We start from the raw sequence: 12,714 nt of genomic DNA, 5'->3' as shown, positions 1-12,714 counted from the left end.
GACCCGAGGAGGTAAACGCCATGCAACGCATCCTCTCCACCCAGCTGACCGCGCACCAAGGCGAGACCGTCACGATCGCGGGCTGGGTACACCGCCGGCGCATGCTGAAATCGGTGGCCTTCCTGATCGTCCGCGACGCCGAGGGCCTGAGCCAGGTCGTCGTCGGCCCCGCGGAGAAAAAAGCCCTCGAGACCATCGGCGAGGAGAGCGTGGTCGAGGTCGTCGCCACGGTCACCGCCAACGAGCAGGCGCCGGGCGGCGTCGAGCTCACGTCACCGGTCATTCGCGTGCTGTCGGCGGTGGACGTACCGCTGCCGTTCGAGCTGCATCGCCCCGAGCTGAGCGCGAGCCTGCCCACCCAGCTGGACCACGCGGCCCTCGCGCTGCGTCACCCCGCGCGACGCGCCTCACTCAGGGTGTCGGCCGCGGCGACCGCGGGCTTCCGTACGGCGTTGTCCGAGCAGGGCTTCACCGAGATCCAGACGCCCAAGATCGTCGGGTCGTCCACGGAGTCCGGCGCGAACGTCTTCCCGATCGACTACTTCGGCCGCCCGGCCTACCTGGCCCAGTCCCCGCAGCTCTACAAGCAGCTGATGGTCGGCGTCTTCGAGCGCGTCTTCGAGGTCGGCCCGGTCTTCCGGGCCGAGCCCAGCGACACCGCGCGCCACCTCGCGCAGTACACGTCGCTCGACGCCGAGATGGGCTTCGTGAAGGACCACCGCGACGTGATGGCCGCCCTCACCCGCACACTGTCGGTGATGATGGCGACCGTCGCCGCGCGCACCGGGGTCACCACCCCGAAGGTCCCGGACGAGATCCCGTCGGTGTCGTTCGCCGAGGCGCTGCGAATCGCGGGCGCCCCGGCCGACGAGGGCGACATGACTCCCGCCTACGAGCGGGCGCTGGGCGAGTGGGCGCTGCGCGAGCACGACTCCGAGTTTTTGTACGTGACCGGCTATCCGATGCGCAAGCGGCCGTTCTACACGCACCCGGACCCGGCCGACCACGCGTACTCGAACGGCTTCGACCTGCTCTTCAAGGGCCTGGAGATCGTCACCGGCGGGCAGCGGCTGCATCGCTACGACGACTACGTGGCGGCGCTGACCGCGGCCGGCGAGCCGCTCGAGCCCTACCGGGGATATCTTGACGGCTTCCGGTACGGGATGCCGCCGCACGGCGGATGGGCGATCGGTCTCGAGCGGTTCGTCGCCCGCCTGCTCGGCATCGCGAACGTGCGTGAGGTGACCGCGTTCCCGCGCGACCTTCACCGCATCACGCCGTAGCTCACCGCGGTTTGACGGGGACGGGGATCCACTGTGGCGGTGCTGATCGATCTCGATGCCACGCCGCCATCGCGGGCGCCCCGCCCCCGCCCTCGCCTGCGGGGAGTGGCGGTGCTGCTCCCGCTGCTGCTGCTCGCGTGCCTCGGCGGGGCGGCGCGGCCGGCGCCGATCGACGGCGTGACCCTGGTGGCCGGCGTCGACGGCTCCACGGCCCACCTGCTCACCGCCGACGCGGTCATCTCCGCTCACCCGCAGCCGACCGGCTCCCGGATCGAGTCGACGCCGCTGATCCCGGGCGGCCCCCGGTGGGTGGCGACGATGGCGGCCGACCTGCCGGCGCTGTCGCTCGGCGGGGACGGCCGCACGCTGGTGGCGCAGCCCCGTGATCAGGGCCGCACCACGTTCCTCGACCGGCGTACGGGAAAGGTGCTCTGGAGCGCACCCCAGTTTTCCAAGATTCACCTCGCCGGCGACGCCGTCGCCGTGTGGACCTGGGAGGACGCGAGCGCGACCGGCCGGCTGCGGATGGCCGACCTCGCCACCGGCCGGACCCGGTGGGACCGCACGGCCGACCTGCTCGCCATGGACGGGGACGCGACCCGGCTGATCATGGTCGACCCGATCGGCCTGGGCACGGTTCTCGCGGTCGCCGACGGCGCGGTGCTGTCCCCGGCGCGAGATCTCGGCCTCGACGTCGAGGGGTGGGGCTTCGACTACGCGGGACGGTCCACCGCCGAGATCGTGCTCGGCGACACGCTCTACTGGTGGTCGCCGACGTCGCTGGCCGCGTACCGGCTGGCCGACCTCGGGCTGCGCTGGCGGGCCGACGCCGCCCCGATCGAGCGGATCGTGCCCTGCGGCGCGCTGATCTGCGCCGTCGGGCGGAACGTCACGACGGCGATCGAGCCGGCGACCGGGACGACGCGGTGGGCCGGTCCCTGGCGCGTGATCACGCCCGGCGGGGTGGCGGCGACCGTGGGCGGCCGGGCGGTCCGGCTCGACCCGGCGACCGGGCGCGTCGTCCAGGAACTGGGCCGCGGCAGCCCGCTCGACGACCTGCTGCTGCGGTTCGAGCGGAACCGCACCTGGGTGGCCGAGCCGCCCGGCGGCCGGATCGTCGGCGTGCTGCCGCTGGTGTTCCCCACCGAATGCGACCGGTCCGGACCCTTCCTGGCCTGCCCGGCGACCGGCGAGACTGTTTCGGTATGGCGAGTGGACTGATCGACCTCGACGCCGCCCCGCCGCTGCCCCGCCCCCGGGGGCCGCGGGGCTGGGCGCGTCGCGTCCGCCTGCTGGTCGCCGCGTCGCTGATCCTGCTGCTCGGCGGGGCCGTGGCGCCGGCCGCCCGCGACCGGATCGTCCACGTCGCCGACACCGGCGGGCAGCCGACGGCGTTTCTGCTCACCGCCGGCATGCTGTTCGCCGCCCACACCCGGGTCGGCGGGGGCGCGACGGTGATCGAGGCGATCCGGTTCGGCGGCGGCGCCGGGTGGTCGGTCGCGCTGGCCGGCGAGCGGCCCGCGCTGGCCCTCGACCACACCGGCACGACGCTGACCTACTGGCCGCTCCAGGACGGGCGGATCACGTTCCTCGACGCGGCCACCGGGCGGGTGCGGTGGGAGGCGCCCGAGCTCGGCATCGCGCGGGTGCTCGGCGATCGGGCGATGGTCTCCGACCCGGTCCGGTCGGTGATGCGGATGGCCGACCTGGCCACCGGCCGCACGATCTGGGAGCGGCGCGGCGAGGCGTACGCCTTCGACGCCGACGAGGCGGGGGGAATGGTGCTCTCGTTCGACCGGGACGGCCGGGGCACGCTGCGCTCGGCGGCGGACGGCACGACGCTCGCCGCGGGCCGCGACTTCGGCATCGACCCGTACGAGCAGGGCATCGGCCGGGCCGGCACGTCCAGCACCGAGGTCATCATCGGGGGCACGATCTACGTACATCCGCAGACGTACGTGGCCGCGTACCGCCTGCGTGATCTGACGCCGCTCTGGCGCACGCGCGTCCTCGAGCCGCGCTATGTCTCCGGGTGTGGCCTGCTGATCTGCGTCACCGGCTCGCACGGCGCGACCGCGCTCGACCCGGCGACCGGCGCCATCCGCTGGACGAACCCGCTCTGGCAGACGATCACCGGTGGGCTCGCGGTGGACGGGGGCGGCGGCACGGTCCGGATCGACACGTCGACCGGCCGCGTGCTGGAGAACCTCGGCCGGGGCGGCCCGGTCGGCGGCCTGATGCTGCGCTTCGACCGCGACCGCACCTGGGTGAGCGACCGGACCAGCCGGCGTCTGCTCGGCTCGCTCCCGGTGCTCGCGCCCGGCCCGTGCGCGGTGGCCGGCAACTACCTGGCCTGCTCGACCGGGCCGGGAGTGACGGTGTGGAGCCTCAGGTGAGCACGCCGATCGTCACGACCGCGACGATGGCGAGCGGGATGATCGTGGTGAGGACCAGGATGGCCCAGGCGACGGGGTGGCCGAAGTTCAGCACCACGCCGCCGCCCTTCTTGGGCACGAAGACGCGTTTGTCGCGCGGGTCGCGGTAGAGAGCCATCAGAACAGCGTGGGCAGATGCCGCTCGAGGACCGGCATCACCTCGGCGACCGGCACGTCGCGGCCGAGCTCGGCGCTCAGCGAGGTGACTCCCGCGTCGCGGATGCCGCAGGGCACGAAGCGGTCGTACGCCGACAGATCGCAGTCGCAGTTGAGAGCGAACCCGTGCTGGGTGACGCCGCGCGCGACCCGGATGCCGATCGCCGCGATCTTGCGGTCCGGCCCGCGGTCGTCGGCGAGCACCCACGCGCCGCTGCGCCCCTCGACCCGGTCGGTGGCCACGCCGAACTCGGCGCACACGTCGATCAGCAACTGCTCGGTGCGGCGGACGTAAGCGACCACGTCGACCGGGTCGGCCAGCTTGAGGATCGGGTAGCCGACGAGCTGGCCCGGGCCGTGCCAGGTGATCTTGCCGCCGCGGTCCACGTCGACGACGGGGGTGCCGTCGAACGGGCGGTCGGCCGGCTCGGTGCGCTTACCGGCGGTGAAGACGCTGGGGTGTTCCAGCAGCAGGATGGTGTCGGGCTGGTCGCCCGCCACCACCGCTTCGTGCAGGCGGCGCTGCTCGGTCCAGGCCTCGCGGTAGTCGACCAGGCCGGGGCGCAGCACGGTGAGCGTGGAGGATGTCACGGCCCCAGGCTAGTCCGCGTTCAGCGATCTATCGGATCCACACCGGGACGGATGCGCCACACCAGCACGTCGTCGACCTTCTCCGGCGGGCCGAGCAGCTCGGTCGCGGTGAGCTCGACGGCCGCGCGGTAGAGCATGCCCTCGGCGCCGGTGATCTCGTCGGTCAGGAACAGCGCGTCGATGCCCCAGTACTGGAAGTCGGCCCGGGCCTGGGCCCGGTCCCAGTTGGTGACCTGGGCGACGTAGCCGTAGAGCGAGGCGCGCAGGAACAGCCAGTCGGTGCGCCGGGGGAGGGCGCCGATCCGGCCCTTCTCCTTCGGGCCGCCGGCCTCCGGACCGAGGAAGTAGCCGTCGGGGATGCGGAACTGCGGCCCACCCCGGGCCATCGTGTACGCCTGCCAGCGCTGCCCGTCGGCGGCCACGTTGATCGGGAAGGGCAGCGAGCTGATCGTCCCGCCCGCGGGCACATACTTCTGCCAGGTGCCGTCCGCGATGAACTTCGGCTCGGGCGTACGCACGGTGGTGAGCAGCGGCAGCGGGAACAGCGGGATCAGGGCGAAGGCGAAGGCGGCCGCGAACGACGTGTGCGCCGGGTGCGGGATCGTCTCGCGGTCGAGGAGCAGATCGGCGGTCATCGCCAGGATCACCCCGAAGACCCCGACCAGGACCAGCGCGAAACGGGCCGGCAGGGCGGAATCGAACAGCGGCAGGCGCTGCAGCAACGCGTACGGGAGGGGAATGTCCGTCTCGTTCCCGAAGAACAGCAACCGGGGCCCGAACGAGATCACCATGAAGGTGATGCCGACCACGGCCAGCGCGCGCAGCGTCGAGCGGCGACCGGGATCGGCGCGGCGCCAGAGAAGCACCCACGCGGCGACGATGAGGATCATCAGCGGCAGGCCGAAGAACGAGGTCTGCTCGGTCGGGTTGGGCGCGAGATTGTTCTCGAGGCCGGCCCAGGCCGCGAGCGTACGGTCGGAGAAGGCGAAGTAGGACGCGATGTCTTCCGCGTAGTGCCGCTGGTTGAAGCCCGTCCCCGCGAAGGTCTGCGGCCCGCCGAAATGCATGTAGAGCGGGTAGGCCAGCAGCGCGCCCGCCACCACCGCGGTCACCCCGAGCCCGGCCAGCACGGTCGGCAGCGCCGCCCGCGCCTCGGCCCGGGTCGCCCGCGGGACCGACCACGCGATGAGGAAAACCCCGCCGGCCAACGCCACGAAGAACAGGCCCTCGGCCGCGATCGAGAAGCCGACCGCGAGCAGCACGCCCAGCACGACGCCGTTGCGCAGCCACCGGCCGTCCTGCCGCAGCCGCAGCAGACCCCAGAGCACGGCCGGCGCGATCCAGCCGGACGACCAGTTGAGGTGGCCGTTGGCGTGCGCCACGAAGCCCGGCGCGAAACCGCAGAACAGCCCGGCCACCGCGGCCGACGCCCGGTTGCGGGTGACGAACTTGCCGAGGAACAGGTACCACGCGAAGGCGGCGGCCGCCATGTTCAGCGTCAGCACCGTCACGAAGGTGACCTGGGGGCCGGCCAGCACGGTGAGCGGGGCGAACAGGATCGCGTACACCGTGATCGAGGTGTTCGCCGCCAGGTTCACCCCGAGCGGCGTGTTCATCATGGTGGTGAAGAAGGGGTCGCCGCCGTGCCGCAGCAGCTGGGTGCCGTAGGCCAGCACCCACTCGAAGAACGCCTGGTCGCCCACGTTGTCGGCGATGACGTGCGTGTACGGCTGCCGCCAGAGCCCCTGGGTCAGGTAGACGGCGAGGCCGAGCGAGGCGAGCGCCATGAGGAGATGGGAACGGCGGAGACGGGTCGTCGTCCCGACGACTGGCGGGGCCGGACGATCCTCTCCGGCTTCGGTGACGGGCGCGGCGACGGACATCAGCCGCAGGTTAGCAAGCGAACGCCCCTTGCCCCACGTCAAACATCTGTCGCCGCGCGCAGCGCCGATTCAACATCCGGATAAGACCACCTAAAACCGGACTTCTCGAGTACGGCGGGGACCGCCCGCTGGCTGATCTGGAGCTCCTGCGCGAGGCCGCCGAGCGCGACGTCGAGCGCGAACCCGGGCACGCTCAGCAGCGTCGGCCGGTGCAGGACGCGGCCCAGCGCGCGGGTGAACTCGGCGTTGGTGCACTGCACCTGGCCGACCATGTTCACCGGTCCGGCGATGTCCTCGCGGTCGAGCAGGAACTCGGCGGCGCCGAGCCAGTCGGCCAGGGCCATCCACGCCATCCACTGCCGGCCGGCGCCGAGCTTGGCCCCCGCGCCCAGGCGGAACGGGACGAGCAGCGGCTTGAGCATGCCGCCGTCGCCGTCGAGCAGGGGCGCCGTGCGGAGCAGGACGACCCGGGTGCCGGCGTCCTCGGCCGGCCGGGCCGCGGCCTCCCAGACCTGGCACAGGTCGGCCAGGAACGTGGTGCCGGCCGGCGCCTCCTCGGTGGCGGGCCGGTCGCCGGTGTCGCCGTAGCGGCCGACACCGGAGGCCTGGAGCATCGTGCGCGGCCGGTCGGCCTCGGGCAGCTGCTTGATCGCGCGGGCCAGCGTGCCGGTGGTGTCGACCCGGCTCGACCGCAGGGTGCTGCGGTAGCGGGCGGTCCAGCGGTGTGTGCCGACGTTCGCGCCGGAGAGGTTGACCACCACGTCGGCGGCGGCGACCACGGCCGGGTCGATCTGGCCCTGGGACGGTTGCCAGGTGGATTCCGCCGGACTTTGGGGCGGTCGCCGGACCAGCCGGGTGATCTCGTGCCCGGCCGCGGCGAGCCGGTCGGCCAGCCGGGTGCCGAGGAAGCCGGAAGCGCCGGCCATCAGAATCCGCATGGGTTCCATGATGCCCAAATTCGAACCCGTTCAAAACGAAGGGCGTGCCGGATCACTCCGGCACGCCCTCTCGCTTGTTGTCCTTACAGACCGAGCTCGGCCTCGAACTGGCCGCCCTCGAGGCGCTCCTTCATCGTGCCGAGGAAGCGGGCCGCGTCGGCGCCGTCCACGATCCGGTGGTCGTAGCTGAGCGCCAGGTAGACCATCGACCGCGGCGCGATGATCTCGCCGAGGTCGGGGTCGGTGATGACCACGGCGCGCTTGACCACCGCGCCGGTGCCGAGGATGCCGACCTGCGGCTGGTTGATGATCGGCGTGTCGAACAGCGCGCCGCGGCTGCCGGTGTTGGTCAGCGTGAACGTGCCGCCGGACAGCTCGTCCGGGCCGATCTTGTTGTTGCGGGTGCGGTCGGCTACGTCGGCGATGCGCTTGGCCAGGCCGGCCAGGTTGAGGTCGCCGGCGTCGCGGATCACCGGGACGATCAGGCCGCGCGGCGCGTCGACCGCGACGCCCAGGTGCTCGCCGTCGTGGTAGGTGACCGTGTTGTTCTCGAGGTCGATCGACGAGTTGACCACCGGGTGCTGCTGGAGCGCCTCGATCGTGGCCAGCGCGAAGAACGGCATGAAGGTCAGCTTGACGCCGTGCTTGGCCTGGAAGTCGGCCTTGGCCCGGTTGCGCAGCTGGGCGACCCTCGTGACGTCGACCTCGACGACCGTGGTGAGCTGCGCCGAGACCTGCAGCGACTCGACCATCCGCCGGGCGATCGTCTGGCGGGTGCGGGTCAGCTTCTCGGTGCGGCCACGCAGCGGGCTCGGCGACGCCTTGGCGGCGGGCGCCGCGGCCGGCTTGGCGGCGGGCTGCGCCGCGGGGGCCGGAGCCGGAGCCGCCTTGGCCTTCTCGGCGGCCTCGGCCGCGTCGATGACGTCCTGCTTGCGGATGCGGCCGCCGACGCCGGTGCCGGTGAGCTTGGACAGGTCCACGCCCTTCTCGGCGGCCAGCTTGCGGACCAGCGGCGTGAGGTAGCCGGCGTCGCCCGCGCCGTTGGCCTGGGTGGCCTCCCGGCTCGGGGTGGCGACGGCGGCCGGCGGCTCGGCCTTGCTCTCGGCGGCCGACGGGTCCTGGGCCGTCTCGGCCTCGGCCGACGGCTCGGCGTAGGAGTCGCCGGGAGCGAACGAAGGGGCCGGCGCCGATTCGATCTTCGGGGCGGGCGCGGGCTCTTCCTGCTCCTGCTTGGGAGCGGGAGCCTGCTGCGGCGCGGGAGCGGCGGCCGGGGCAGCGCCCTGCTCGCCCACGACGGCGAGCACGGCGCCGACGTCGGCGGTCTCGTCCTCCTGCACCTTGATCTCGAGCAGCGTGCCGGCGACCGGCGACGGGATCTCGGTGTCGACCTTGTCGGTGGAGACCTCGAGCAGCGGCTCGTCGGCCTCGATGGTCTCGCCGACCTGCTTGAGCCAGCGGGTGACGGTGCCCTCGGTGACGCTCTCGCCCAGGGCCGGCATCGTGACGTCGGTGCCGCTTGCCCCGCCGGACGACGGCGCGGCGGCCTGCTGCGGCGCGGGCGCTTCGGCCTCGACCGGCTTCTCGGTGGAGGGAGTGGCGGGAGCGGGCGGCTCGGGCTCCTCTTCCTGCTGAGGGGCCTCCTGCTGGGCGGCCTCCTGCTGCGGGGCCTCCTGCTGGGCGGCCGGGGCCGGGGCCGACGAGCCCGCGTCCTCCCCGTCGCCGGAGATGACGGCGAGCTCGCTGCCGACGTCGGCCGTCTCGTCCTCGCCCACGACGATGCGCGTCAGGACGCCCGCGGCCGGCGACGGGATCTCGGTGTCGACCTTGTCGGTGGAGACCTCGAGCAGCGGCTCGTCGGCCTCCACCCGCTCACCCTCCTGCTTCAGCCAGCGCGTGACGGTGCCCTCGGTGACGCTCTCACCCAGCCGCGGCATGGTGACCGATACCGGCATTCTTCGAACTCCTTAACCGCTTCGTCTTCTTGACAGAGATCAGCTGTGGGCGTGCAGGGGCTTGCCGGAAAGCGCGAGGAACGCCTCGCCGAGAGCCTCGTTCTGCGTCGGGTGGGCGTGCACCAGCTGCGCGACCTCCTCCGGGAAAGCCTCCCAGTTGTAGATCAGCTGCGCCTCGCCGACCTGCTCGCTCATCCGCGCGCCGATCATGTGCACGCCGAGGACCGGGCCGTCGTTCAGGCGGACCAGCTTGACGAAGCCCGCGGTCTTGAGGATCTGGCTCTTGCCGTTGCCGCCGAGGTTGTAGTTGTACGTCGAGACCTTGTCCGCGCCGTACTTCTCCTTCGCCTTGCCCTCGGTCAGGCCCATCGAGGCGATCTCGGGGTCGCAGTAGGTGACCCGCGGGATGCCGGCCTCGTCGATGACCGCCGGGTGCAGGCCCGCGATCTCCTCGGCCACGAAGATGCCCTGGGCGAAGCCGCGGTGCGCGAGCTGGAGGCCGGGGACGATGTCGCCGACCGCGTAGATGTTGCCGACGCCGGTGTGCAGGCGCTCGTTGGTGATCACGAAGCCGCGGTCGAGCGTGATGCCCTGCTGCTCGTAGCCGAGGTCCTTGGTGGTCGGGCCGCGGCCGACCGCGACCAGCAGCACCTCGGCCTCGACCGTCTCGCCGCCCTGGATGGTGGCGCGCACGCCGTTGTCGGTGTGCTCGATCTTCTCGAACGGCTTGCCGACCTTGAAGTTGATCTTCCGCTTGCGGAACGCCCGCTCGAGCTGCTTCGAGACCTCCTCGTCCTCGGCCGCGACCAGCCGGGGCAGCGCCTCGAGGATGGTGACGTCGGCGCCGAACGCCTTCCAGACGCTGGCGAACTCGACGCCGATCACGCCGCCGCCGAGCACGATCGCGGAGGACGGCACGCGGTCGAGCTTGAGGGCGTGCTCGCTGGTGATGACCCGCTTGCCGTCGACCTCGAGGCCGGGCAGCGAGCGCGAGTAGGAGCCGCTGGCGAGGATGACGTTGCGGCCGGTGTAGCGCTGGCCGTCGACCTCGACGGTGTCCTTGCCGACCAGCTTGCCCGCGCCGTTGACCACGGTGATGTTCTTGTTGTGCGTGAGCAGGCCGGTCAGGCCCTTGTACAGCCGGGAGACGACACCGTCCTTGTACGCGTTGACGCCGGCCATGTCGATGCCGACCAGGTCGGCCTTGATGCCGAACTGCTCGCTCTCGCGCGTCTGCTCGGCGATCTCCGCGGCGTGCAGCAGCGCCTTGGTCGGGATGCAGCCGCGGTGCAGGCAGGTGCCGCCCAGCTCGGCCTTGTCGATCAGCGCTACGGAGAGGTCGAGCTCGGCGGCACGCAAAGCGGCCGCATAACCGCCGCTGCCGGCGCCGAGAATGACGATGTCGAAGGTTCCGCCGTTCGGCTGGCTCACGTTGACTCCAGTGGTCGCATCGCCGCCATGTGGGTCACACAATGGAAACGGTCACAGTACGTCTTGGCCATCTTGTCACTTGTGGAACCGATCGATGCAGGCAGGTGCCCGTCGGCGTGCCCTCTCGACGTACCCTTGCGGGAATTGAGCGTGAGGAGCGGGGAGTGGCCTGGTTTCGGCGGCGCACGGAGCCCCGGCGGCCTGCCGGGCGGCCGGTCGATCGTGCCGATCTCGATTATCTTGCGGAGTTCGTCCGGTCCCGCCGCGGCGTCGAAGCGTTCATCGAGCCCCGCACCACGGTGACCGAGACCACGGTGTTGCTCGTGGCACACGACGGCGAGTGGACCCGCCGCCGCATCGAGTCGCCCGAGGTCGCCCGCCGCTGGGCCCACCAGCTCGCAGTGCCGATCTACGACGTGCGGCTGATGGGCTACCCGCAGCGCATGCGCGACTACAACGCCCGTCAGAAGCGGCGGAGCTAGCTCAGATCGTCGATGGCCTGGAGGAACGTGCGGACCGGCACGCCGGTGCCGCCCTTCGTCCAGTAGCCGTTGGCCTCGCCCGAGTGGTAGCCCGGCCCGGCGATGTCGACGTGCGCCCACTCGACCCCGTCGGCCACGAACTCGCGCAGGAACACGCCGCCCTGCAGCATGTGCCCGGCCCGGTCGAGGTTCGCGTTGGTCTGGCAGATGTCGGCGATGTCCGACTCCATGCCCTTGCGGACCTCCTCGGGCAGCGGCATCGGCCAGGCCGGCTCGCCGACCTTGTCGCCGGCCGCCCGGATCAGCTCGACCGCCGCGTCCGAGCCCATCAGCCCGGCGATCCGCTTGCCGAGCGCGACCACCTGGCCGCCGGTGAGCGTGGACGCCTCCAGCACGTACTCGGCGCCGTCCGCGCAGGCCCGGGCGATCGCGTCGCCGAGCACCATGCGGCCCTCGGCGTCGGTGTTGAAGACCTCGACCCGCTTGCCGTTGAACATCGTGATCACGTCGCCGGGCCGGTACGCCGAGCCGGACGGCATGTTCTCGGCCATGGCCAGATAGGCGCTGACCGCGACCTGGGGCTTGAGCTCGGCGATGGCGAGCATCGCGGCGCCGACCGCGGCCGCGCCGGCCATGTCCGACTTCATCTCCCACATGCCGGCCGTCGGCTTGATGCTGATGCCGCCGGTGTCGAACGTGATGCCCTTGCCGACCAGCGCCACCTTCTTCGGCGACTCGACGCCCTCCGGCACGTAGCTGAGCTTGACCAGCCGCGGCGGGGCCTCCGAGCCCTGGCCCACGGCCACGATGCCGCCGTAGCCGCCGGCCTTGAGCTGCTCGAAGTCGAGCACCTCGACCTCGAGCCCGGTGCCCTCGGCGGCCGCCACCACGGCGTCGGCGAACTGCGGCGGGCGCAGGTTGTTGGGCGGGGTGTTGACCCAGTCGCGGGTGGCCCGCACCGCCTTGGCGACCGCCGCGGCCCGGGTCAGCTCGGCGCCGGCGGCGGCGTCGGACGCGTCCGGCACGTACACCTGCAGCGCCGACACCGGCTCGCGGCGGCCCGGCTGCGGCTTGGTCTTGTAGCCGGCGAAGCGGTAGCCGCCGAGCAGCGCGCCCTCGAGGATCGCCCGCAGCACGGCCGGCGCGTCCTCGTCGTCCGGGATCGGCAGGGCCAGCGCCACCTGTACGCTACCGGCCAGCGCGCAGACAGCTACCCCCCCGCCGCGCCGCAGCTTCTCCAGCTCGGGGGCGGAGCCGGACGGCTCGTCGCCGAGCCCGACGGCGATCACCAGGGGGGCGGCGATCGTGCCGAGCGTGGCCAGCTTGGTCACCTCGCCCGGGGCGCCGCCGGCGCCGAGCAGCGCCAGCGTCGAGGTGAGCTTGCCGTCGAAGGCGGCGGCGATGCTCTCGGCGCCGGCCGCCGGCAGCAGGGCGCCGCCCTCGTCGGGCTGGCTGTGCAGGCCGATGACGATGGCGTCGACGGCCAATTCGGCCGGGTCGTTGTCGACCAGGCTGAGGCTGGGCTGGCTCACTCGGGCACTCCGGGGACGGTCGGGCCGGCGG

Annotated in this window: 11 protein-coding genes; 4 read left to right on the top strand and 7 right to left on the bottom strand. The window is 72.4% G+C overall.

Annotation, left to right across the window (positions count from 1 at the left end; translation table 11 throughout):
- Nucleotides 1-20: 20 nt before the first annotated feature.
- From aspS to ACZ6TB_RS27390, 3 genes are all read left to right on the top strand, one after another.
- The gene (aspS, locus tag ACZ6TB_RS27400) at nt 21-1,283 is read left to right on the top strand and encodes an aspartate--tRNA(Asn) ligase (protein WP_465558402.1); all 1,263 of its coding nucleotides are present in this window, start codon (nt 21-23) and stop codon (nt 1,281-1,283) included.
- 111 nt (nt 1,284-1,394) lie between these two features.
- Entirely contained in the window at nt 1,395-2,504 is a 1,110-nt protein-coding gene (locus tag ACZ6TB_RS27395) for a PQQ-binding-like beta-propeller repeat protein (protein WP_465558400.1), read from the top strand.
- Nucleotides 2,489-3,679, top strand: a complete 1,191-nt coding sequence (locus ACZ6TB_RS27390) for an outer membrane protein assembly factor BamB family protein (protein ID WP_465558398.1) — start codon at nt 2,489-2,491, stop codon at nt 3,677-3,679. Before ACZ6TB_RS27395 ends, ACZ6TB_RS27390 begins: the two co-directional genes overlap by 16 nt.
- Here the strand turns inward: ACZ6TB_RS27390 and ACZ6TB_RS27385 are convergent.
- The 6 genes from ACZ6TB_RS27385 to lpdA form a co-directional block, all read right to left on the bottom strand.
- The gene (locus tag ACZ6TB_RS27385) at nt 3,672-3,836 is read right to left on the bottom strand and encodes a peptide ABC transporter substrate-binding protein (protein ID WP_465558396.1); all 165 of its coding nucleotides are present in this window, start codon (nt 3,834-3,836) and stop codon (nt 3,672-3,674) included. The two genes, ACZ6TB_RS27390 and ACZ6TB_RS27385, sit on opposite strands and share 8 nt — an antisense overlap.
- Nucleotides 3,836-4,465, bottom strand: coding sequence for a lipoyl(octanoyl) transferase LipB (gene lipB, locus ACZ6TB_RS27380; protein WP_465558394.1), 630 nt, complete (start codon nt 4,463-4,465; stop codon nt 3,836-3,838). Before lipB ends, ACZ6TB_RS27385 begins: the two co-directional genes overlap by 1 nt.
- A gap of 20 nt (nt 4,466-4,485) precedes the next feature.
- A complete protein-coding gene (locus ACZ6TB_RS27375) occupies nt 4,486-6,348 on the bottom strand; it encodes a DUF6311 domain-containing protein (protein WP_465558392.1) in 1,863 nt (620 codons plus the stop codon).
- A gap of 38 nt (nt 6,349-6,386) precedes the next feature.
- A complete protein-coding gene (locus tag ACZ6TB_RS27370; RefSeq protein ID WP_465558391.1) occupies nt 6,387-7,286 on the bottom strand; it encodes a TIGR01777 family oxidoreductase in 900 nt (299 codons plus the stop codon).
- A gap of 83 nt (nt 7,287-7,369) precedes the next feature.
- A complete protein-coding gene (gene sucB, locus ACZ6TB_RS27365; RefSeq protein WP_465558389.1) occupies nt 7,370-9,238 on the bottom strand; it encodes a 2-oxoglutarate dehydrogenase, E2 component, dihydrolipoamide succinyltransferase in 1,869 nt (622 codons plus the stop codon).
- A gap of 39 nt (nt 9,239-9,277) precedes the next feature.
- Nucleotides 9,278-10,669, bottom strand: coding sequence for a dihydrolipoyl dehydrogenase (lpdA, locus tag ACZ6TB_RS27360; RefSeq protein WP_465558387.1), 1,392 nt, complete (start codon nt 10,667-10,669; stop codon nt 9,278-9,280).
- A gap of 164 nt (nt 10,670-10,833) precedes the next feature.
- On the opposite strand from lpdA, the gene ACZ6TB_RS27355 reads away from it, so the two are divergent.
- Nucleotides 10,834-11,151: a hypothetical protein gene (locus tag ACZ6TB_RS27355; protein ID WP_465558385.1), complete on the top strand. Its 318-nt coding sequence runs from the start codon at nt 10,834-10,836 to the stop codon at nt 11,149-11,151.
- Here the strand turns inward: ACZ6TB_RS27355 and ACZ6TB_RS27350 are convergent.
- Nucleotides 11,148-12,683, bottom strand: coding sequence for a leucyl aminopeptidase (locus ACZ6TB_RS27350; RefSeq protein ID WP_465558383.1), 1,536 nt, complete (start codon nt 12,681-12,683; stop codon nt 11,148-11,150). The genes ACZ6TB_RS27355 and ACZ6TB_RS27350 overlap by 4 nt on opposite strands.
- Nucleotides 12,684-12,714 lie beyond the last annotated feature (31 nt).

It is taken from the genome of Actinoplanes sp. NPDC051537 (assembly GCF_055586105.1).
This window is presented reverse-complemented; position numbering and strand designations above follow the sequence as displayed.

Bases quoted from the DNA above. Each gene is read 5' to 3' on its own strand.
- aspS (WP_465558402.1), top strand. From the start codon at position 21: ATGCAACGCATCCTCTCCACCCAGCTGACCGCGCACCAAGGCGAGACC.
- ACZ6TB_RS27390 (WP_465558398.1), top strand. From the start codon at position 2,489: ATGGCGAGTGGACTGATCGACCTCGACGCCGCCCCGCCGCTGCCCCGC.
- ACZ6TB_RS27385 (WP_465558396.1), bottom strand. From the start codon at position 3,836: ATGGCTCTCTACCGCGACCCGCGCGACAAACGCGTCTTCGTGCCCAAG.
- ACZ6TB_RS27375 (WP_465558392.1), bottom strand. From the start codon at position 6,348: ATGTCCGTCGCCGCGCCCGTCACCGAAGCCGGAGAGGATCGTCCGGCC.
- ACZ6TB_RS27370 (WP_465558391.1), bottom strand. From the start codon at position 7,286: ATGCGGATTCTGATGGCCGGCGCTTCCGGCTTCCTCGGCACCCGGCTG.
- sucB (WP_465558389.1), bottom strand. From the start codon at position 9,238: ATGCCGGTATCGGTCACCATGCCGCGGCTGGGTGAGAGCGTCACCGAG.